Origin of the sequence: Dorea sp. D27, from assembly GCF_001185345.1 — a bacterium.
Lineage (GTDB): Bacteria > Bacillota > Clostridia > Lachnospirales > Lachnospiraceae > Extibacter.
Genome location: NZ_KQ236745.1, coordinates 1 through 22,271 on the forward strand (window position 1 = coordinate 1; position 22,271 = coordinate 22,271).

Genomic DNA, 22,271 nt, shown 5'->3' on the forward strand with positions numbered 1-22,271 from the left:
AGGGTTGGGCTGTTCGCCCATTAAAGCGGTACGCGAGCTGGGTTCAGAACGTCGTGAGACAGTTCGGTCCCTATCCGGCGTGGGCGTAGGATATTTGAGAGGAGCTGTCCTTAGTACGAGAGGACCGGGATGGACCGGCCGCTGGTGCACCTGCTGTTCTACCAAGAGCATGGCAGGGTAGCCAAGCCGGGACGGGATAAACGCTGAAGGCATCTAAGCGTGAAGCCCCCCTCGAGATGAGATATCCCTGCGCAAGCAGTAAGACCCCTTGAAGACGACGAGGTAGATAGGGCAGAGGTGGAAGTGCAGCAATGCATGGAGCTGACTGCTACTAATCGGTCGAGGGCATGACCAGAGATGGTGGATAGGTAATGGATGGATGATATTTCTTGTATGCGGTTTTGAAGGTACATATCAAAAGTTTAAAAGTCAGCGTCAGCTGGCTTTTTTTGGTGGCACAAGGAGACTATGACAACGAATATAACACAGCCTCTCATTTTTCTTCAAGTATTATACAGTTGAAATCAATACTCAGTGAGGGTATAATGTAAACAGAGTAAAGATAAAAGGAGGATTACACATGTTAGATAAAAAAGTAGTTGATTTAATAAATAACCAGATTAATAAAGAATTTTTTTCTGCGTATCTGTACCTGGAATTTTCCAACTTCTATTATGATATGGGATTAGAGGGATTTGGAAACTGGTACAAGGTTCAGACTCAGGAAGAAAGAGACCATGCGATGCTGATGATACAGTATCTTCAGAACAATGGAGAGAAAGTGGTTTTAGAGACAGTGGACAAGCCTGACATACCGCTTGGAGACGCAAAGGGCGTATTAGAAGAAGGGCTGAAGCATGAAAGATATGTGACAAATCTGATTCACGATATTTACGATGCCGCGTATTCGGTTAAGGATTTCCGTACTATGCAGTTTTTAGACTGGTTTGTAAAAGAACAGGGCGAAGAGGAAAAGAGTGCGGAAGATTTGATTAAAAGGTTTGAACTGTTCGGAGAAGATGCAAAGAGCCTTTACATGCTGGACAGTGAACTTGGGACAAGGACTTATACAGCACCGTCACTTGTATTGTAAGGAGCTGTATATTTAATAGGGCCCCGGGGAAGAACATCTTCCCCGGGGCTTTATTCTTCATTGCGAAGCAGGAACTTGTCCCGCTTTTTAAAATAATTCAGTTCGTCCGTAGTTACGGTTAGAAGTTTTCTTAAAGACTCTTGATTCTCTATGGGTTTTTCTGAGATGACAGCCTTCATACAGATAGGTGTGACTCCCTCAAATGTAAGGCCTACCCAAAAGCCGGCCAGATATCCGTTCCAGTTTATATACGGCAGACTGGCAGTAAAATACATTTGGTCCAAAGGGTTTTGATAATTTGTAACCATGAATGAAAAAGTCGTATCTGTGCCAAATCCTTTTCCTATATAGACAAGACAGGATTTGCTCAGTCTATCGGGAATCCCGCCATAATATAATGTTATCTGGCAATCCCCATCTTTTTCCGCCAGACTTAGATAGGATTCTGTGATTTCGCGGTTTCCGCTGCCTTTAAAAATGTAAAAATAAAGAATGGAAGAGGAGAACGGCATATGCCTGTCATTTACAGATTCTTTACGTATATCGTCAATAAGGCAGTAGACCGGAATACAAAAGACATCTGCGAACTCGTAGAGCGTCTCGATATCCATTATAATCGTACCGTTTTCGTATTTAGAGATTGTCGCTTTACTTTTATTCATTTTGGCCGCCAGCACTTCCAATGTCATTTTCTGGTGTTTCCGATAAAATCGGATACGTTCACCCACCCGTTTTACTCTGTCCTTCACAATCTTTCCTCCGCTCCTACTGCTATTAGATAATTAGCTTCTTTTATTTTTCCAAGTATAGTGTACATGTTAACTAAAATCAAGATGAAGTTTCGTTATAATATACTTTTCTGCATTTTATTGTGTGTTTGCATTTCTGCCATATTCTGCTTTTATAAGGAATTTCCTTATATGAAAATTTATAGGCAGGATATTTCATCTCAAGATACATGACGATGTTTGACTTTCTGTTCGGATCCAATAATAATATAACCAGTAAGCAGGTTCTTATATTATATCATATTAATGTTGGGAGGAGTGAAAGAATGGATATAACGGATGCAGACATACCATGTCTGCAGGAGGAGATGGATAAGGGGCGTCTTAGCTCAAAGGAACTGACCATTGCATATCTGAAACGCATCCGGCAATATGACCAGAGCGGACCAGGAATCAACTCCGTGGCGGAACTGAACCCGGATGCTGTCTCTATAGCGGAAGCGCTGGACAGAGAACGTGCCAAGTCTGGCTCCAGGGGACCACTGCATGGCATCCCTGTCTTGTTAAAGGATAATATCAGTACAGGTGACAAGATGCATACGACAGCAGGATCTGTTGCCTTAAGTGATAATTTTGCCCGGAAGGATGCACCTCTTGTGACAAAGTTGAGAAAGGCTGGTGCTGTGATTCTTGGAAAAACGAATCTTTCTGAATTTGCCCGTTATATGGCCAATAAGTTACCTGACGGCTATTCGTCCCGATGCGGGCAGGTAAAAAATCCTTATGATCATTCTTTTCCGGTCTCAGGCTCCAGTTCTGGTTCAGCCGCCGCGGCCACGGGCAGGTTTTGCAGCGCGGCTGTCGGAACAGAGACTGCCGGCTCTATTATCTTTCCCGCTATTTTCTGCGGAATATGCGGGCTGAAACCGACTGCCGGCCTTATCAGCCGTTCTGGCATCATCCCCATCTGCGGGCAGGATACGGCAGGCCCTATGGCAGCAACTGTCACGGATTGTGCTATTCTGCTTGCGGGTATGGTTACCGGCCCAGATTCTGACGACCCGGCGACCGGATGTACAGAGCATCTGGCACATAGTGATTATACGAAGTTTTTAAAGATGAATAACCTGCAGGGTATGAGGATTGGCGTCAACCGGGTATGGTCTGAAACAGATTCTTTTCCCGATGACAGTGGCGATATATTTGAAGGAGAGCTGGTACTTCTGCAGAAGGCGGGCGCAGAACTGGTGAGCTGTGATATCCCGTTCACAGGACTGGAGAGCGGGATATTAGGACAGGCTACGATGCTATATGAATTTAAAACGGCACTCAACTATTATCTTACCCGTTATGCCACAGGACAGTGCCGCTCTCTGGCAGATATTGTAGCCTATAACGAACTGCATGCAGAAACGGCATTGAGATACGGTCAGGACTTGCTGCTTCTTGCACAGAATCAGACGACAGGACGTCTCGTGGAGGGCAGCTACTGGTCTCAAAAGCTGAAGGCGCTCGAGGAGGGCAGGCATGCGATAGATGATTGCATGCAGCGGCATAAGCTGGATGTCATTATTAGCCCTTGCTACTCAAACCTGCCTGCGATTACGGGGTATCCATCGATGGTCGTCCCTATGGGATTTTCAAAGAGCGGCATACCGACCGGAATGTCATTTTATGCAAGTGCATTTCAGGAGGGGAAAGTCCTGGCTGCAGCCTACGGGTATGAACAAGTGTCCAGGCGGCGGCTACCGCCCGTTTTGACAGATGATAATACATTATAATAAGTTGGGAGGTTTTCGAAATGAGCAAACAAGAAAAAAACTCACTATTTGAAGAAGATGCTTTCAGACCAGTACCGCAAAAGGAACGTCATAGCTGGTGGAAGACATCTTTTATCTGGGCCGGAAGTTCTATCTGTGTCCCGACAATTATGGTCGGCGCTCTTATGATTAAGGGCCTGTCTTTTTTTGAGATGGTCCTGGCAGTAATTATAGGCACATTGCTGCTCTCGGTCGTGTTCTGCCTGCAGGGGATGGAGGGGACCGATACCGGACTGCCGACCGTTGTGCTGGCCCGCTCTGCGTTCGGCAGGGAAGGGGCCGGGATAATCATATCCTTTATACTTGCAACGACGCTTATATGCTGGACTGGAAGCGACTGCCAGATTGCAGGAGAATCATTTATCCAGATACTGACGCTGAACAATATCCACTGGAACCGCGAAGCGACTATCATCGTTCTTGGAATCATTATGCTGACAGTCTCTATACTTGGAGAAAAGATAATCTCAAAACTAAATATAATTGCCGTTCCTGCGCTGATACTGCTCTGCATCTATGGCATGGTTACTTGTCTGCAAGATATGTCATTTGCGGATTTAATCAAAGCTTCACCGGTCGAACCCATCAGCCTTGCAGAAGGGGTGGCGATGGTTTTCGGCATGCAGGCGGTAGGCAGCACGATTTCGCCCGATTACCACAGATTCTGCCGTGACAGGAAGGGTTCATGTCTGGCGGCGGTCGTAGGGATCATCCCTTATTGCCTGTTCTTATTTATCGCAGGATCTGTTATGGGTGCCGCTACAGGCGAATCGGATATATCTGTCTTGATTGCGAAGCTTGGGCTTCCGATTATAGGCTTGATTATTCTTGTCCTTGCCACGTGGACGACAATGGCCTGCGACGCATACACCGGCGGCCTGGCAATCACAAGCCTGCTTCATCTGTCAGGGAGAAGACGTGCGGTGGCAACCGCAGTAGCTGGAATCGTCGGAATATTGCTGGCTGTATTCGGCATTATGAACTACTTTACAAATTTCCTTGATTTGATGGCAAGCTGCATACCCCCGGTTGCCGGTGTTATGATTACAGATTACTGGCTGTTAAGACATGGTAAGGTCGAAGACTGGAAAGAACGCCCCGGATTCCACTGGAAAGGTATAATATGTCTTGTCTGCGGCGTTTTAGCAGCCTTGTTCCTTCCCTTTGGCTTTTCTACCATCAATGGCATCCTCGTCTCTGGCGTACTCTACTTCTTAACGATGAAGCTTGCCGCCGGCGACGCATCACGATAATACATATTCTATTTAGGAGGAAAGATTTATGTCACGTATTCTACACAAACAAGATTTTATAGAAATGTGCCACGGCGCCGTTCTCAGAAGCGATGGGGGCGACTATCCGCTGCAATGCGCCATTGAGGAAATAGAGCGGATCGACAGGGAGAAGCCGATTGAGATTGAATTGATAGACGTAGAGGAGATGGAAGAAGATCTCTATGCGGTAACGGTAGGCAAGCTGGGACCTGTCTCTACCAATGCTGCCGTATGCCATGACGCCCGGGACGGAATCATCGCTCTTCGCAAGATGCAGGAACTTATGGCGGCAAAGGGCAAAAAGATCGGATACCTCTACACGCTGGAACATGACTGCATCCAGCTCCCCTATTTCCTGAAGGTTGCGTCGGAGGCGGGGATTCCTCTTTTAAATGCGGATTCCTGCGGCAGATCCGTGCCGACGCTTGGCAATATCCTGACCTGTGTGTATAAACATCCTGTCAGCCCCCTCGTCTATGCCTCCATACACGGGGAGAGCATAATAATCGAGACACCGGATACGTGTGATACTGCGACGATGGAATTGATTGGAAGAAGCATCGTAGTTGCTTACAATAATATCCTCATCGCATACTGCCTGCCCCCTCTCAGCAAAGCAGACTGCAGGGAATGCCTGGTCGCCGGTTCCGCTGTAAGCCTGCAGGAGACCGGAAAGGCGCTGCTGCGCGCGAAAGCGGAGCATACGAACCCCGTTGAGGAAGTCCTGAAAGTGCTGGAAGGTAAATTCTTCTGCCAGGGGACTATTCTTAACAAGGAATGGGTATGCAAAGAAGGATTTGATTTTGGCAGAACGACAATTGATACGGGAGATGGCACATATACGCTTCTTGTCCAGAACGAGAACCTGGCGCTCAGGGATGATTCTACCGGAAAGCTGCTGTTAACCGCCCCGGACTCTATCGGAATGATTCATATCGGGAGGGGAGAGGGAATTACGAATGATGAGCTGGAGATAGGAATGGAATTAGCCATTATCGGTATCAAGGCCGCAGAGCCATGGTATCGGATTCCGGAAGGATTTTCGTGCTGGCGTGACGTGTTCCATAACATTGGTCTTGACAACGTAGAACATGTGCCGTTTGATTAATGGTGGGAGGGGCGGGGCAGATGCCCCATGCCTCCCCAGCGGCGTACGCTTTGCTAACCTTTCATTTATGAACGGATACGTTTCAGTATCTCATCGAGGAGACACATGGCTACGTTCTCCTTGTCCATGATGCCCAGCTCCGTCTGCGTATCGGGGGTGATGAATGTGACTACATTCGTGTTACCCGCGAAGCCCGCACCTTCTTCTTTCAGATTATTTGCTACAATCATGTCCAGATGCTTATTGACAAGCTTCTTCCTGGAATTTTCAATCATATTCTCTGTCTCCATAGAGAAACCACAGAGAAACTGGCCGGGTGCTTTGTGTTCACCAAGGTATTTCAATATATCGTCCGTCCGTTCAAGGGGCAGGGATAGTTCGCTGTCTGACTTTTTCACCTTTTCCTCGCTTATTTTTGCCGGCCGGTAGTCAGCAACTGCCGCCGCCTTGATGATGATGTCTTTCCCCATGCTGTTGGAGGTTACGGCACGGAACATGTCCAGCGCTGAGATGACGGGGATGGTGTCCACGAACAGCGGAGGTTCCAGATCTGTCTGTCCGGTGACTAACGTAACATCAGCCCCGCGGAGCATACAGATTCTTGCGATGCTGTACCCCATCTTTCCCGAAGAATGGTTCGTGATGAACCGGACCGGGTCGATTGCCTCTTGTGTGGGACCAGCCGTGACGAGAACCTTAAGCCCGGCCATATCCTGGGGCAGGGCACAGCTACGGAATACATATTGCAGCAGCGTTTCGGGTTCCGGCATCTTTCCACTTCCGGTGTCTCCGCATGCAAGCCGGCCGCTGGCCGGGGATACGACTTCCATCCCATATTGCTCAAGCAGCGTTAGGTTGCCCTGCGTAATTGGATTTTCATACATGCGCGTATTCATGGCAGGTGCGATGATTTTGGGACACTGGCAGGCAAGAACCGTAGTCGTCAGCATATCGTCCGCCAGTCCGTGCGCGAGCCGCGCGATTACGTTAGCAGTCGCGGGAGCGATGATGACAGAGTCCGCCCTCTTTGCCAGCGCCACATGTTCCACATTAAATTCAAAGTTACGGTCAAACGTGTCTGTTATACATTTATTGCCGGTCAGCGTCTCAAACGTGACAGGATTGATAAAGTTCCTGGCATGTTCTGTCATGAGCACGTGCACGTCTGCACCTGACTTTACGAGCAGGCTCGAGAGAGAGGCACTTTTATATGCGGCAATTCCGCCTGAGACGCCGAGAAGTATAGTTTTTCCTTTTAAATTCATAATATAGGTCCTTTCCGTATGAACTGATTTGCCTTACTGTAATTCTTATTATATAGAAATGAAGAGGCGATTGCAAATTAATACTTGCTGACTGGACGCGGATAATGCTATAATTACACCGTAATTGTATTGTATCTCCGCTTGCGGAGAATGATAACAAGGAGGAATTGAATAATGAAAGTAAGAAGACATGACACTCGTTGGATGGTCAGTGTTGCACTTATGGCGGCTATCGTCATCGTGCTGGCAAATACGCCGCTCGGTATGATTCAACTGCCAATTATCAAGGCGACAACTGTACACATTCCGGTCATAATCGGAGCAGTGCTGCTTGGCCCCGGAGCGGGAGCGATATTAGGCGGCGTGTTTGGCATCTGCTCTCTGGTGAGCAATACGATGGCGCCTACCCTGCTGTCATTTGCTTTTTCACCGTTTATGAGCACGACCGGACTTGGAGGTGCGGCCAAGGCAATCTGGATATCCGTGGGATGCCGGATACTGATAGGTATTGTGGCCGGATGGCTCTGGATTCTGCTGACAAGGCTGAAAGTCAGCCAGATGATTGCACTGCCTGTCGTAGGTTTTATCGGTTCTATGGTGAATACGGTTACAGTCATGGGCAGCATATATGTATTGTTTGCCCAGCAGTATGCAGATGCAAAACAAGTGGGGATTACAGCAGTGTGGGGATTGATTATGGGAACGGTGACCGCGTCAGGTATTCCGGAAGCGGCAGCGGCAGCAGTACTTGTACTGGCACTGGGCAAAGTGCTCATCCAGGTGATGAAGAAGATGAATTTCGGTATGTTCAGCGCACAGGCAGTACGGTAGTCTGTCCGCGGCAGGAGAACTTATACGATAGAGTTTAATCGGCAGCGAAGAACTGCCGGAAAGCCAGGTATCAGACTTTATGATATCTGGCTTTTTCATTACAAGGAAATGCCTGGATTGCAATCCATTTCTATATCAGGATGACCTTCCAGAAATATTTTCCGGTACGGAAGGAGCGTTTCCGGCTTGTATTACGACCGGTAAAGGCTTACAATAAAATCAATATACTGGAGATTTAAGAAGAGGGAAGATGTATGGCTGCTGATAATATATTTGGGAATGAACTATTTGGAAATATCCTGAACCGCTTATATACAAATATATTCGTGACTGATATAGAGACGGACGAAATCGTGTATATGAATGATGTGATGAAAGAGACATTCGGGCTGGATAACCCGGAGGGGCATACATGCTGGCAGGTACTGCAGAAGGGAATGCGGGAAAGATGCAGCTTCTGCAGGATAAAGGAGCTTATCGGCGAAAAGGACAGGAAGCTGTGCATCTGGGATGAGCATAATGTTCTCACGGGACGGGTGTACCGGAACTATGACAGCCTCATAGAGCTGGACGGAAGGGTGTATCATATTCAGAATTCTATGGATATCACGAACCGCCTGACGTTCTCTGAGACGGCTAATATAGATGAGCTGACTGAACTGTGGAACAGAAGGTCCGGGAAGGAGAAGCTCCGGCAGCTCATGGAACAGGCGAAGAAGGAGAAAAAGACGGTCGTTGCAGCCCTTTTTGATATCAATGATCTGAAGACCGTGAATGACCGTTTCGGCCATCTGGAGGGGGACAGGCTGTTGCGGTATGCGGCGCTGGCCGTCAGGGAGGTGCTGAAGGATAAGGACCTGGCTCTGCGGCTGAGCGGAGATGAGTTCGTAGTTGCTTTTTACGCGGAGAGCAGCGAGGAAGCAGACGACAGCATGCGCCGGATCCAGGGCAGGCTGAAGGAGATGGAAAGGCAGTACAAGCTGCCTTACCGTATGAGCTTCAGCTATGGGCTGATGGAAGTCTATCCGGAGGACAGCTATACGGTCACGCAGGTCATTGCCAAGGCAGACAGCCAGATGTACATACAGAAGCGCTCATATCATATCGAGCAGGCCCAGGGCAGGCTGACGGATATAGACTACGGCAGGGAGACTTCTTTCCAGTATGACAAGGATCATCTATATGCGGCGCTTACGGCCAGTACGGAGGATTATATATTTGTAGGTAATATGAAGACAGGCGTATTCATGTATCCGCCCGCCATGGTGAAAGAATTTGGACTTCCGGGGCTGATTTTGGAAAATGCGGCTGCTTTCTGGGGCGGATTGATTCATCCGCATGACGAGAGCAAGTTCCTGGAGAGCAACCAGGAGATTGCAGACGGCAGGACAGAATATCACAATATCGAATACCGGGCAAGAAATGTACGGGGAGAATGGATATGGCTCCGCTGCAGGGGGAAGATGGTGAGGGATGTCCAGGGGATGCCGGAACTGTTTGCAGGTTTCATTACCAATCTTGGCAAAAGAGAACAGATTGACCATATGACGGGGCTGTACAACAGGTTCAAATTCGAGGGGACTATCAAGAAACACCTTGTAGACAGTAAAAAAGTGAGCCATATGGGCATTATGATTCTTGATATGGATACATTTAAGGATATCAACGATCTCTATAACAGATCCTTCGGGGATGAGATTCTGCGCGTCACGGCGGAGAAGATACGGTCCGTACTGCCGGCGAACGCTGTCGTTTACAGGCTGGATGGAGATGAATTCGGAGTAGTGATACTGAACGGAGAGGAGGGGGAATACAGGAAGCTGTTTACAGATATACAGAAGGAGCTTGACCGGCAGCAGGAGTGGAATGGCAGAAAGTACCACTGTACCATCTCCGCAGGCTATTCCGTATATCCGAAGGATGCTGACAACTATCTGGATCTTATAAAATATGCAGATTATGCACTGGAAGATTCTAAACGGCTTGGGAAGAACCGGCTTACCGTATTTTCCAGGGACATTATCTTTGATAGGACGAGGCGGCTTAAGCTGACGGAGCTTCTCAGGGAGTGTGTCGACAGAGGATTTGCCGGATTTGACGTGTATTACCAGCCCCAGGTAGAGTCTGACGACGGCAGCCTCTATGGAGCCGAGGCTCTGGCCAGGTGGAACTGTCCGGGTTATGGCAGCATATCTCCGGTGGAATTCATACCACTGCTGGAAAAGAGCGGACTGATTGTCGAGTTTGGCAGGTGGGTATTCAGAAAAGCAGCGGTCCAGTGCAGTGAATGGCGGAAGATATGTCCAGATTTCCGTATCAGCGTCAACCTGTCGTACATGCAGGTCCTGCAGGATGATGTGGTGTCTTTCGTAAGCTCGGCTCTTGCTGATGCGGGACTTGAACCGCAGGCAGTGACGCTGGAGCTGACAGAATCCTATCTGGCGAATGAAGATGAGCTCGTAAGGGGCTGCATGGAAGACCTGAAGGCACGTGGGATACAGGTGGCCATGGATGATTTTGGAAGCGGATATTCTTCGCTGAGGTCCCTGAAGACGATACCGGTAAATGTAGTGAAGATTGACCGGGAATTTGCGGCAGGACTCACCTCTGACGCATTTAACATGACGTTCATACGGGCTATAACCGAATTATGCCACGAGGTCGGTAAGTCGGTCTGCCTCGAAGGCATAGAGACGCGGGAGGAGTACCAGATGGTAATGGACTGCGGACTGGAGCTGATACAAGGCTATTATTTCGGAAAACCCGTGAAGGCAGAAGATTTCCCCATTGCATGAAGTGTGCATATATGGTAAAATATTAAATTGCAAGGTGTGAATGACTAGAATCATTTACGCCTTTTTTATTCTGCAAAAATGAAAGGAGACATATTTTGTTTTCAGTAAACCAATATGTTAAAGCAAAAACGCTGAAAGAGGCGTACGAGCTGAATCAAGCACGGAACAGCCGCGTTATGGGAGGCATGATGTGGATGCGGCTCGGCAATGCAAGAGTACAGACGATAATAGATATATCCGGCCTCGGTCTTGACGGGATAGAGGAGACAGATCATGTATTTAGGATAGGGGCCATGTGTACGCTGCGTGCGCTTGAACAGCACGAAGGGCTGCAGGAGATGTACGGTGGTGCCATCAAAGAGGCGGTACGCCATATCGTCGGCGTCCAGTTCCGCAATCAGGCCACCGTTGGGGGAAGCATATACGGGAGATATGGCTTCTCTGATGTGCTTACTTGCCTGCTGGCGCTGGATACGTTTGTGGAGCTATATAACGGCGGTACGATCCGGCTTTCTGAATTTGTCAGCCACAGGCCGGATAACGACATATTAGTGTCTGTCATCATAAGGAAGCGCGAGAGAAAGATACGATATGCTTCTGTGCGCCGGACGGCCACGGATTTTCCTGTACTTGCCTGTGCGGTGGTGACAGGGCTGCTGCACGGCGAGGAATGCTGGTACGTATCTGTGGGGGCAAGGCCGATGCGGGCGTCACTTCTGGAAAAGTTCTGGAGGATTTCCCGTGATACGGATGCGGAACAGATAGCTGCCTATGCAAAAGAAGCGGCAGCAGCATTTTCCTATGGGAGCAATATGAGAGGGAGCGCCGGCTACCGCAGGCATCTGGCAGAGGTCCTGATCAGGAGGGCCATTACGTCAATTGTATCGGAGGAAGCGAACGTATGATGATTCGGTTTGTATTAAATGGTAAAGAGAGGGAGGCAGATATCCGGGAGGATGCGGTTCTGCTTGATGTATTAAGGAATCTTGGCTGCAGCAGTGTAAAATGTGGCTGCGAGACAGCGAACTGTGGATTGTGTACCGTGTGGATAGATGGGAAATCACGTCTTTCCTGTTCCGTACTGGCCGCGGCTGCAGAGGGAAGAGAGATTACCACGCTGGAAGGTATTGAGAGAGAGGCAGCGGAGTTTGGCTCATTTCTGGCGGCGGAAGGGGCGGAGCAGTGCGGATTCTGCTCACCTGGGTTTATCATGAACGTGCTGGCAATGGCCAGGGAGCTTGAGGATCCTGCTATAGATGAGATTAAGGAATATCTGTCCGGCAACTTGTGCCGTTGCACCGGGTATATGGGTCAGCTGCGCGCGATACAGAAGTATTTGAAGTCGAGGGGGGAGGGACCGGCATGCGGGTAGTGAATCAATCGGTAAAGAAAGTGGACCATAGGGCGCTCGTCACTGGAAAGGCGGTGTACACGGACGATCTGGCTCCAAAGGAATGCCTGATCGTGAAAGTGCTGAGAAGCCCCCACGCACATGCGCTTATACAGGATATAAATTTGGAAAGAGCAGACAAGGTTGCAGGCATCGAGTGTATCCTTACATATAAGGACTGTCCGGACAAGCGTTTTACGATGGCGGGACAGACGTATCCTGAGCCGAGCCCGTATGACAGGCTGATACTTGACAGGAGGGTTCGTTTTGTGGGCGACCCGGTGGCTGTCGTCGCGGGCTGTTCAAAGGATGCCGTTGAGAAAGCTCTGGGGCTTATAAAGGTGAAATATGAAGTGCTGGAGCCTGTGCTGGATTTCCGGTCTGCCAGAGATAATGAGGTGCTAGTCCATCCGGAGGACAGCTGGAAGAGCCTCTGCCCCGTCGGCGCGGATAATAAGAGGAACCTGTGCGCCAGTGGTTCGTGCGCTGACCAAGATGTAGATGAGGTGCTGAAAGATTGCAGTTATGTCGTGGATAAGACTTATCATACGCAGGCCAACCAGCAGTCTATGATGGAGACATTCCGTACCTATACATATATAGATGCATATGGAAGGCTCAATGTGGTATCCTCCACCCAGATTCCATTCCATGTTAGAAGAATCCTGGCCAATGCCCTTGACATCCCAAAGGCCAAGATTCGGGTTATCAAGCCGAGAATCGGAGGCGGCTTCGGTGCGAAGCAGACGGCAGTGTCGGAAGTGTATCCCGCTCTCGTGACCTGGATGACGGGAAAGCCGGCAAAGATGGTATTTACGCGGGAGGAATCACTTACCGCCTCTTCTCCAAGGCATGAGATGGAAGTGCGCGTGCGCATGGGAGCAGATAAGGACGGAATCATTAAAGCCATAGATGTCTATACGCTGTCCAACACAGGGGCATATGGAGAGCATGGCCCTACGACGGTAGGCCTGTCCGGCCATAAGTCCATCCCTCTTTATGGAAAGACAGATGCATTTCGTTTTGCTTATGACGTGGTGTATACGAATGTGATGTCTGCCGGGGCATACAGAGGATACGGGGCTACGCAGGGCATATTTGCGGTGGAGTCCGCGGTAGATGAACTGGCTGTGCAGATTGGTATGGATCCGGTTGCATTCAGGGAGAAGAATATAGTGAGAGAAGGGCAGATAATGCCTGCTTACTATGGGGAGAAAGCGGGCAGCTGCGCGCTTGACCGCTGCCTTGAGCGGGCGAAGGAGATGATTGGATGGGATGAGAAGTATCCTTGCCGCGATATGGGGAACGGAAAAGTGCGCGGAGTCGGAGCCGCCCTGGCGATGCAGGGGTCCGGCATATCGGGCGTGGACACGGCAGCGGTTGGAATCAAGGTCAATGACGACGGCTTCTACAGCTTGATGATTGGCGCTACCGACATGGGAACAGGCTGCGACACGATACTTGCACAGATGGCGGCGGAATGCCTGGACTGCAGTATGGAGGAGATTATCGTACACGGTGTGGATACAGACGCCTCCCCTTATGACACCGGCTCTTACGCGTCCAGTACGACCTATGTGACCGGCATGGCTGTAGTGCGTACGTGTGAGAAGCTGAGGGATATGATTTGTGAGAAAGGGGCACGGTATCTTGGCTGCGGCTTTGATGATACGGAATTTGACGGAGAAAACGTAATTGATTTGAAGACCGGCAGGACGATATCCCGGGCGGAGATAGGGAACAGGGCGATGTGCAGCAATGAGGATGCCCTGTATGCCAGCGAGGCATTTTCTTCTCCCGTGTCACCGCCGCCGTTCATGGCCGGCATTGCAGAAGTGGAAGTAGACAAAGAGACGGGACAGGTGGAGCTGACAGACTATGTGGCGGTAGTAGACTGCGGGACGGTCATCAATCCTGCGCTGGCACGTGTACAGACAGAAGGAGGTCTGGCGCAGGGAATCGGGATGGCTCTCTTTGAGGAAGTCGTCTACGGACCGCAGGGGAAGAATTACAGTAATTCTTTTATGCAGTACAAGATTCCGACCCGCCTCGATGTGGGGAATATACGGGTGGAGTTTGAGAGCAGCTATGAGGCCACCGGCCCCTTTGGCGCAAAATCCATCGGTGAGATCGTCATCAATACGCCGTCCCCGGCCATCGCCAACGCAGTGTCTAACGCGGTTGGAGTCAGGATACGGGAACTGCCCATAACGGCTGAGAAAATATACTGGGGAATGCAAGAAGCTGGAAAGGGGTCAGACCTGGTTGAACGCTGATAAATTAGAACATAATGCTTTTAACAGCTTCAGATTTCTGTCTTGCCCGGATGAAATTGTCTTCCTGCCCTCCGGCGCCTGTAAAAGAGGTGCCAGATAAAGTGGAAGGCAGCCGCGCCTGCCACGATTGAACCGATATAGATAAAGATGCCCGCGGTATTTCCGAAGAACTGTGCGATATCTTTGAAAATAACCTGTGTTATATAATAATGCGGGCTGATATAAAACATATTGATGGCTCCGAACCGGTAAAACACCATATTGAATACAGTCGCGATGATACACGCGCCGCCATAGAGGGCCGTACATCTGCCATAGCCTTTCCATGAATAGTCGCTTTCGAGGGAAAGCCCTGCAGTCAGGCCCAGCAGGACGAGCAGGATGTGCCAGGCAAAGGAATGGACGGTCAGCGGCGTATAGGAGTAGTGGAGCCCGCTTGTGTCAGAGAAGGTGAAGATGCCCCCGAGCATGCCAAAGTCCATAAGGAATGTAAGCAGTATTTTCCGTAACCTGACAGACTTTGCCCATGGCAGCAATAAGCAGATGTACATCGGTATGCTGCACAGTTGGAAAGGAAAGTACCACCAGTAGTAGTGGCCTTGGTTCACGATAAAGGTAAGGCAGAGCTGTTTCCAGATTTCGCTGGCCGCCATTGCGAGCCCGCATATCAGGTAAATGTGGTTGTAATGGCGGCTGTTGTATATTATCAAAATGGTCACCTCTTGTCAGTAATAAGTTTCTGATATCATTATACGCCGTTTCCATAGATGAAAACAGGTGTAATTATTTTTGCTGTTATGCTATAATACGATTGTTGTTTATATGAGACGGAATGAAAAGAACTAAAGCGGAGTGAGAGAAGATGAGACCAAAAAATGCAATCATGCTCGTATTGACGGCCTTCATATGGGGGACGGCTTTTGTGGCCCAGAGTATCGGGATGGATTACCTGGAACCATTTACTTTTAACGGAGTGCGCAGTTTTATCGGCGGCGCGGCGTTGCTGCCATGTATATTTTTGATAGGAAAATTGAATGAAAGGGGCCGTGGGACCGAGGCGGCCGGAGGGAGCAGGAAAGACCTGATATTGGGGGGCACTGTCTGCGGGCTTCTGCTTTTTGCCGCCAGCAGCCTGCAGCAGATTGGAATCCAGTATTCGACAGCCGGAAAGGCCGGGTTTATCACGGCATTTTATATCGTTATCGTACCGGTTTTGGGTATATTTCTTAAGAAGAGAACTGGAATCAAGGTATGGGCAGCAGTAGTAATAGCATTGACCGGACTGTATTTTTTATGCATCACCGAAACATTTGCGATAGGGAAAGGAGATGTGCTGCTGTTCTTTGGTGCGCTTATCTTTTCCATACATATTCTCGTAATTGACTATTTTTCTCCGAAGGTCGATGGGGTTAAGATGGCATGCATCCAGTTCTTCGTATGCGGGGCCGCCTCCATCGTGCCTATGTTTCTGCTTGAGACGCCAAGGATATCAGATATGGCGAAGGGATGGATGCCTCTTTTGTATGCCGGTGTACTTTCTTGTGGAGTTGCTTATACGCTGCAGATTATAGGGCAGAAAAACGTGAATCCTGCTATTGCTTCTTTGATATTGAGCCTGGAGTCATGCTTCTCCGTACTGGCAGGCTGGATCGTTCTTGGAGAGACGCTGTCCGCGAGGGAGACGGCCGGATGCGTGCTCATGTTTGCGGCAATCATATTGGCACAGCTGCCGGAGAGAAAGAAGGAGGAGATACAGTATGGATAATGAGCTGCTGATGAGGATGACGGAGTATTATGCTGGACAGCCGCACAGGATTCAGCATTTTATGAAAGTGTACGCATATTCCCGGATGATTGGGGAGATGGAACAGCTGGACAGCCGCACGCTTCGGTCATTGACAGCCGCAGCGGCAGTACATGATATCGGCATCAAGAAAAGCGAGGAAGTATATGGCGACATTGCAGGGAAGCATCAGGAAGAGCTTGGCCCGGATGAGGCCGCAAAGCTGCTTGCAAAGATAGGTTATGACCGGGAACTTATCGAACGGGTCTGCTATCTTGTCGGGCATCACCATACTTATACGGGCATGGACGGAATGGATTATCAGATTCTGGTGGAATCGGATTTCCTTGTGAACCTGTTTGAGAACGAGGATGGAATCAATGAAAGAGCAGTACGGAATGCATTGGAACGCATATTTGTGACAGAGAGCGGAAAAGCACTAGCAACGGCCATGTTTTTGGCTGAGTAAGAGGAGAGAGAAGATGAGATTTTTAGTTCAAAGAGTATCAGAGAGCAGTGTGGAAATTAATGGAGAAGTTGCAGGGCAGATAGAAAAAGGATTCATGGTACTCATCGGCGTATGCGACAGCGATACGAAAGAAGTCGCCGACAAGATGATTAGAAAGATGCTAGGGCTCCGCATCTTCGAAGATGAGCAGGGCAAGACGAACCTGTCGCTCGACACCGTAGGCGGACAGCTGCTTCTCATATCCCAGTTCACCTTGTACGCCAACTGCAAAAAAGGCAACCGGCCAAGCTTCATAGAAGCAGGCGAGCCCGGGATGGCAGAAGAGATGTACGAGTACATCATAGCAAGATGCAAAGAACAGGTAGAAGTAGTAGAACGCGGACAGTTCGGGGCAGATATGAAAGTAAGCCTTATAAACGATGGTCCGTTTACGATATTATTAGATTCAGAACAATTATAAATGTGTATAAACTGTGAACGGGGACGTGATCTTTTTCAAAAGGGTTACGTCCCCAATTGCATTTTGACCTGTACCTAAATGATATATTTAATTAGTTTTTTAATGAATTATTTGTGAAATTTATTGGATAATTATTAAATATATATAAATATGTTGACTTTTATAGTAAAGATGAATAATATAATTGTTAGATTTCTAATTATCTGGGAGGAGGTGCGAAATGAACACGCATAAGGATGATGTACCAGTATTTGTGATTTTGCATCGTTTAATTCATATGAGCAAGTATCAGGCGTATAAGCGTCTGGATGATTTTGACCTGAAGCCGAGCCAGGCCGGGATTCTGTTTGTGCTGTCCTGCAATGGGAAGCTTTCCCAACGGGAACTGGCGGAAAGGATTGGCATCACGCCTCCATCTATGACAGTTGCACTGCGTAAGATGGAGACCCGTGGGTACATTGAAAAAGAGCCGGATGAAAAAGACCAGCGTATCATAAGGATATTACTTACGGAAAAAGGGGAAAGCTGTGTAGAGGATATAAGAACTGTGATGGATGAGATGGAGGCAATCCTCTATCAAAATATGACGCAGGAGGAAAAGATGCTGTTGAGAAGGCTTTTGCTGCAGATGCAGGAGAATCTTCTCGATTCCAAGGAATTCCGGGGTCTGGATATGGCGCTCATTATGGAGCGTACGCGTCCTGCACTAAATGACAGAATATAAACAGGAAAGGAAAGGCATTATATGAGTAAACTGATAAAATTTTTAAAACCTTATGTCGGAGCGGTATTTGCCATTCTCTGTGTACTTATCGTTCAGGCATATTGTGACCTGTCGCTGCCGACCTACACTTCTGATATCGTAAATGTTGGAATTCAGCAAGGTGGCATCAGCGAAACAGTACCGGAAGAAATCGGTGAAGATGATTTAGATAAGCTGCTTCTTTTTGTGGCATCTGATAAACAAGATACAGTGAAAGACGCATATGCGGTCAGTAAAAAAGACTATGACTACGATGGCAAAGTGTATACGTTGAAACATGCAGTCAGAGATGACAGCAAAAAGCTTGATAAGCTCTCAGGAATACTTGGCAGACCGATGCTCCTCGTCAGCGGTTTTGAGTCTGGCAGCGATATGACGAAGAAGATGCAGGAAGAAATGAAGTCTCAGATGAAGAGCCAGATGCAGGCCCAGGTCGAAGCCCAGATAAACGAGCAGATTGAGGCACAGGCCGCAGGACAGAATCTGCCGGAGGCCGCAAAAGAGCAGATGAAGCAGCAGGCGGTAGAACAGGCTCAGTCTCAGCTTCCTGACGTGGACAGCATGTCCGTGTTCGAAATGTTTGAAAATATGGAGCCCGATCAGCGGAATGAAGCTATCGCCCAGATTGAAAAGAATATGGTATCAATGCCGGAAACGATGGTTGAGCAGGCAGCTACGACATACATCAAAAATGCTTACAGCAACATAGGGATAGACACGGATGTCAAGCAGAACAATTATATCCTGTACACAGGGGCGAAAATGCTTGCACTGGCAGCACTTGGCATGATGGCCAGCATATTAGTAGGACTGCTGGCCTCGAGAGTAGGTGCTTCAGTGGGCCGGGGAATCCGCGGAGATGTATTTAAAAAAGTGGTCGGATTTTCAAATGGTGAATTTGATAAATTTTCTACGGCTTCTCTAATTACAAGAAGTACAAATGACATTCAGCAGATACAGATGCTGACGGTCATGATACTGCGCATGGTACTGTACGCGCCTATCATGGCGATTGGAGGCATATGGAAGGTATTTAACACGAACGCCGATATGTCCTGGATTATCGGCCTGGCAGTCGGTCTGATACTCTGTGTCGTCATCGTGCTGTTTGTAGTCGTCATGCCGAAGTTTAAGACGGTACAGAATCTGGTGGATCGCCTGAACCTTGTGTCACGGGAAATCCTGACCGGCCTTCCGGTTATCCGGGCATTCAGCACCGAGAAGTACGAAGAAAAGCGGTTTGACAGGGCAAATATGGATCTGACGAGGGTCAACCTGTTTGTCAACAGGGCCATGACGTTTATGATGCCTACGATGATGCTTATCATGAATGGCGTCACTGTACTCATCGTGTGGTCCGGGGCACACAATGTCAATGACGGTACGATGCAGGTTGGAGATATGATGGCATTTATCCAGTATACGATGCAGATCATCATGTCGTTCCTGATGATCTGTATGATATCTGTCATGCTTCCAAGGGCGGCAGTATCCGCAGTCCGTGTAGATGAAGTGCTGAGAAGCAGCACGCTGATTCATGACCCGGAGGATGCAGAAGCACTGCCACAGGATGGCAAAGGTGAAGTTACGTTTGATCACGTATCTTTCCGGTATCCTGGCGCTGAAGAGGATGTGCTCCACAATCTTACATTTACCGCGAAACCAGGGCAGACGACAGCCATCATCGGAAGTACGGGAAGCGGAAAGACTACGCTGGTGAACCTTATACCAAGATTTTATGACGTGACGGAGGGACAGGTACTGATAGATGGGAAAGACGTGCGAAGCATCTCTCAGCACGAGCTCCGTGACCAGCTGGGCTTTGTGCCGCAGAAAGGGATACTGTTTTCCGGCGATATCGCTTCCAACATCATGTACGGCAACCCGGGCGGCAGCGAGGAAGAGATGCGAGAGGCCGCGGAAATAGCACAGGCGACTGAATTTATAGACAGTAAAAAGAAGAAATACGCAAGCGCCATATCCCAGGGCGGCTCCAACGTATCAGGAGGCCAGAAGCAGAGACTGTCTATCGCCAGGGCAATCGCAAAGCATCCGAAGGTATATATTTTCGATGACAGCTTTTCAGCGCTCGACTACAAGACAGACGTTAAGCTGAGAAACGCATTGAAAGAGAAGACGGCAGAGAGCACTGTGATTATCGTCGCGCAGCGAATCAGCACGATACTTCATGCAGAGCAGATTATCGTACTGGATGACGGTATGATAGCAGGAATCGGCACACATAAGGAGCTGCTGAAGAACTGCGACGCATATTATCAGATTGCCTCTTCCCAACTTTCAGAAAAAGAGCTCAGTGAAGATATGAAGGAGGTGGGCTAACATGGCAGAAACGGGAAATACAGAAGGACGCCGGGGACCGATGGGCGGCCCTCACGGAGCAGCGATGGCGGGAGAGAAAGCCAGAGATTTTAAAGGAACCATGAAGAAGCTCATGAACTACATGGGCAAGTATAAGATAGCCATATTCTTTGTCATCATCTTTGCTATCGGAGGAACTATTTTCAGCATAGTAGGGCCGAAGATATTGGGAAAGGCAACAACGGAGATATTTAACGGGCTGGTAGGCAAGGTGTCCGGCGGCAGCGGCATCGACTTTACGAAAGTCGGCGAGATACTGATTGCCGTGCTCTGCCTGTATGCGGTCAGCGCAGCATTTTCATTTATCCAGGGTTACATCATGACAGGGATTTCACAAAAGATGACCTACCGACTGAGAAAAGAAATATCGGAAAAGATTAACCGTATGCCGATGAACTATTTTGATAAAATGACGCACGGTGAAATACTTTCCAGAATTACAAATGATATCGACACGTTGGGGCAGAGCCTGAACCAGAGTGCGACGCAGGTCATTACTTCTGTCACGACGATTATCGGCGTACTTGTAATGATGCTCAGCATCAGTCCCCTTATGACATTGATTGCTCTGCTCATACTTCCGATTTCCATGGGCCTCATCTCACTGATCGTGAAGAGGTCGCAGAAGTATTTTAAATCACAGCAGGAGTATCTTGGACATATCAACGGACAGGTAGAAGAAGTATACGGGGGACATAATATCGTCAAAGTATTCAACAAGGAAGGCGATGTGATTGAGACATTTGACGAGACGAACGAAATATTGTACCAGTCAGCTTGGAAATCACAGTTTTTGTCCGGCATGATGATGCCGGTCATGCAGTTTGTCGGCAACCTGGGCTATGTGGGCGTTTCTATTCTGGGAGGATATCTGGCAATCAAGAAGACGATAGAAGTCGGGGATATCCAGTCATTTATCCAGTATGTGCGAAGCTTTACGCAGCCGATACAGCAGGTGGCACAGGTGGCAAATATGCTGCAGTCTACAGCCGCCGCCTCAGAACGGGTCTTTGCCTTCCTGGAAGAGGAGGAAGAAGATCAGACTGTACCGGAACCTGTTTCCGTGGATGGACTGGAGGGCAGGGTAGAATTCGACCATGTACATTTCGGATACAATCCTGACCATACGATTATCAATGATTTCAGCGCCAGGGTAGAGCCGGGACAGAAGATAGCTATCGTAGGTCCGACCGGAGCAGGAAAGACGACGATGGTTAAGCTGCTCATGAGGTTCTATGATGTAAACAGCGGTTCCATAAAGGTTGACGGACATGACATCAGGGATTTCAACAGAAGCGAACTGCGTCAGATGTTCGGTATGGTGCTTCAGGACACCTGGCTTTTCAAAGGAAGCATAGAAGACAATATACGGTACGGGCGGCTGGATGCAAGCCATGAGGAGGTTGTGGAAGCAGCCAAGGCGGCTCATGTACATCGGTTTGTTCAGACGCTTCCGAGTGGGTACGATATGGAACTGAACGAGGAAGCAAGCAACGTGTCCCAGGGACAGAAGCAGCTTCTTACTATCGCACGGGCTATCCTCGCAGATCCAAAGATACTGATTCTGGACGAAGCCACAAGCTCCGTAGATACGAGAACAGAAGTCAGGATACAGAAGGCCATGGATAACCTGATGAAAGGGAGAACGAGCTTTATCATCGCACACCGGCTGTCAACCATCCGGGATGCGGATATGATACTTGTCATGAAAGACGGTGATATCATAGAACAGGGGAACCACGAAGAACTGCTGGCCAAGAATGGATTCTATGCAGAACTTTATAACTCACAGTTCGAAAGAAGCGCATAAGGGACAGGTCAAAATGAAATGGGGACG

Annotated in this window: 18 protein-coding genes and 1 rRNA gene; 16 read left to right on the forward strand and 3 right to left on the reverse strand. The window is 48.7% G+C overall.

What is annotated here, in order from left to right:
- A 23S ribosomal RNA gene (locus tag HMPREF0980_RS11340) occupies positions 1-355 on the forward strand; the annotation flags it as partial.
- A gap of 225 nt (positions 356-580) precedes the next feature.
- A complete protein-coding gene (locus tag HMPREF0980_RS11345) occupies positions 581-1,093 on the forward strand; it encodes a ferritin (protein WP_049729214.1) in 513 nt (170 codons plus the stop codon).
- A 50-nt stretch (positions 1,094-1,143) separates the two neighbouring features.
- On the opposite strand, the gene HMPREF0980_RS11350 is transcribed toward HMPREF0980_RS11345, so the two are convergent.
- Positions 1,144-1,842, reverse strand: coding sequence for a helix-turn-helix domain-containing protein (locus tag HMPREF0980_RS11350; RefSeq protein WP_049729215.1), 699 nt, complete (start codon positions 1,840-1,842; stop codon positions 1,144-1,146).
- Positions 1,843-2,147: 305 nt separating this feature from the next.
- Between HMPREF0980_RS11350 and HMPREF0980_RS11355 the strand changes: the two genes are divergently transcribed.
- Genes HMPREF0980_RS11355 through HMPREF0980_RS11365 form a run of 3 tightly spaced genes read left to right on the forward strand, consistent with a single transcriptional unit; the run spans position 2,148 to position 6,023 of the window.
- Positions 2,148-3,602 carry an amidase family protein gene (locus HMPREF0980_RS11355; RefSeq protein ID WP_049729216.1) on the forward strand — a complete coding sequence of 485 codons (1,455 nt, stop codon included), beginning with the start codon at positions 2,148-2,150 and terminating at the stop codon, positions 3,600-3,602.
- 20 nt (positions 3,603-3,622) lie between these two features.
- The gene (locus HMPREF0980_RS11360; protein ID WP_049729217.1) at positions 3,623-4,894 is read left to right on the forward strand and encodes a cytosine permease; all 1,272 of its coding nucleotides are present in this window, start codon (positions 3,623-3,625) and stop codon (positions 4,892-4,894) included.
- A 28-nt stretch (positions 4,895-4,922) separates the two neighbouring features.
- The gene (locus tag HMPREF0980_RS11365) at positions 4,923-6,023 is read left to right on the forward strand and encodes a DUF917 domain-containing protein (protein WP_049729218.1); all 1,101 of its coding nucleotides are present in this window, start codon (positions 4,923-4,925) and stop codon (positions 6,021-6,023) included.
- A gap of 65 nt (positions 6,024-6,088) precedes the next feature.
- On the opposite strand, the gene coaBC is transcribed toward HMPREF0980_RS11365, so the two are convergent.
- Positions 6,089-7,288, reverse strand: a complete 1,200-nt coding sequence (coaBC, locus tag HMPREF0980_RS11370; protein WP_049729219.1) for a bifunctional phosphopantothenoylcysteine decarboxylase/phosphopantothenate--cysteine ligase CoaBC — start codon at positions 7,286-7,288, stop codon at positions 6,089-6,091.
- Positions 7,289-7,462: 174 nt separating this feature from the next.
- On the opposite strand from coaBC, the gene HMPREF0980_RS11375 reads away from it, so the two are divergent.
- The 5 genes from HMPREF0980_RS11375 (at position 7,463) to HMPREF0980_RS11395 (ending at position 14,580) form a co-directional block, all read left to right on the forward strand.
- Positions 7,463-8,119: an ECF transporter S component gene (locus tag HMPREF0980_RS11375; RefSeq protein ID WP_049729220.1), complete on the forward strand. Its 657-nt coding sequence runs from the start codon at positions 7,463-7,465 to the stop codon at positions 8,117-8,119.
- Between the two features lie 254 nt (positions 8,120-8,373).
- Positions 8,374-10,914: a putative bifunctional diguanylate cyclase/phosphodiesterase gene (locus HMPREF0980_RS11380; RefSeq protein WP_049729221.1), complete on the forward strand. Its 2,541-nt coding sequence runs from the start codon at positions 8,374-8,376 to the stop codon at positions 10,912-10,914.
- 95 nt (positions 10,915-11,009) lie between these two features.
- Complete coding sequence (locus HMPREF0980_RS11385; protein WP_049729222.1) at positions 11,010-11,819, forward strand: FAD binding domain-containing protein; 810 nt, start codon at positions 11,010-11,012, stop codon at positions 11,817-11,819.
- Positions 11,816-12,286: a (2Fe-2S)-binding protein gene (locus tag HMPREF0980_RS11390; protein ID WP_049729223.1), complete on the forward strand. Its 471-nt coding sequence runs from the start codon at positions 11,816-11,818 to the stop codon at positions 12,284-12,286. Before HMPREF0980_RS11385 ends, HMPREF0980_RS11390 begins: the two co-directional genes overlap by 4 nt.
- A complete protein-coding gene (locus tag HMPREF0980_RS11395) occupies positions 12,277-14,580 on the forward strand; it encodes a xanthine dehydrogenase family protein molybdopterin-binding subunit (RefSeq protein ID WP_049729224.1) in 2,304 nt (767 codons plus the stop codon). The genes HMPREF0980_RS11390 and HMPREF0980_RS11395 overlap by 10 nt, the downstream gene beginning before the upstream one ends.
- A gap of 29 nt (positions 14,581-14,609) precedes the next feature.
- On the opposite strand, the gene HMPREF0980_RS11400 is transcribed toward HMPREF0980_RS11395, so the two are convergent.
- On the reverse strand, positions 14,610-15,290 hold the full coding sequence (locus tag HMPREF0980_RS11400; RefSeq protein ID WP_049729225.1) for a TMEM164 family acyltransferase: 681 nt from the start codon (positions 15,288-15,290) through the stop codon (positions 14,610-14,612).
- Between the two features lie 152 nt (positions 15,291-15,442).
- Between HMPREF0980_RS11400 and HMPREF0980_RS11405 the strand changes: the two genes are divergently transcribed.
- The 6 genes from HMPREF0980_RS11405 (at position 15,443) to HMPREF0980_RS11430 (ending at position 22,244) form a co-directional block, all read left to right on the forward strand.
- Positions 15,443-16,345, forward strand: a complete 903-nt coding sequence (locus HMPREF0980_RS11405) for a DMT family transporter (RefSeq protein WP_049729226.1) — start codon at positions 15,443-15,445, stop codon at positions 16,343-16,345.
- Positions 16,338-16,832, forward strand: a complete 495-nt coding sequence (locus HMPREF0980_RS11410; protein WP_049729227.1) for an HD domain-containing protein — start codon at positions 16,338-16,340, stop codon at positions 16,830-16,832. Before HMPREF0980_RS11405 ends, HMPREF0980_RS11410 begins: the two co-directional genes overlap by 8 nt.
- 13 nt (positions 16,833-16,845) lie before the next feature.
- Positions 16,846-17,292 (forward strand): D-aminoacyl-tRNA deacylase, encoded by a 447-nt coding sequence (gene dtd, locus HMPREF0980_RS11415; protein WP_049729228.1) that lies wholly within the window; start codon positions 16,846-16,848, stop codon positions 17,290-17,292.
- Positions 17,293-17,512: 220 nt separating this feature from the next.
- Complete coding sequence (locus HMPREF0980_RS11420; RefSeq protein WP_049729229.1) at positions 17,513-18,016, forward strand: MarR family winged helix-turn-helix transcriptional regulator; 504 nt, start codon at positions 17,513-17,515, stop codon at positions 18,014-18,016.
- A 21-nt stretch (positions 18,017-18,037) separates the two neighbouring features.
- Positions 18,038-20,395 (forward strand): ABC transporter ATP-binding protein, encoded by a 2,358-nt coding sequence (locus tag HMPREF0980_RS11425; RefSeq protein WP_049729230.1) that lies wholly within the window; start codon positions 18,038-18,040, stop codon positions 20,393-20,395.
- Position 20,396: 1 nt separating this feature from the next.
- On the forward strand, positions 20,397-22,244 hold the full coding sequence (locus HMPREF0980_RS11430) for an ABC transporter ATP-binding protein (RefSeq protein WP_049729231.1): 1,848 nt from the start codon (positions 20,397-20,399) through the stop codon (positions 22,242-22,244).
- The last annotated feature ends 27 nt before the right edge of the window (positions 22,245-22,271 follow it).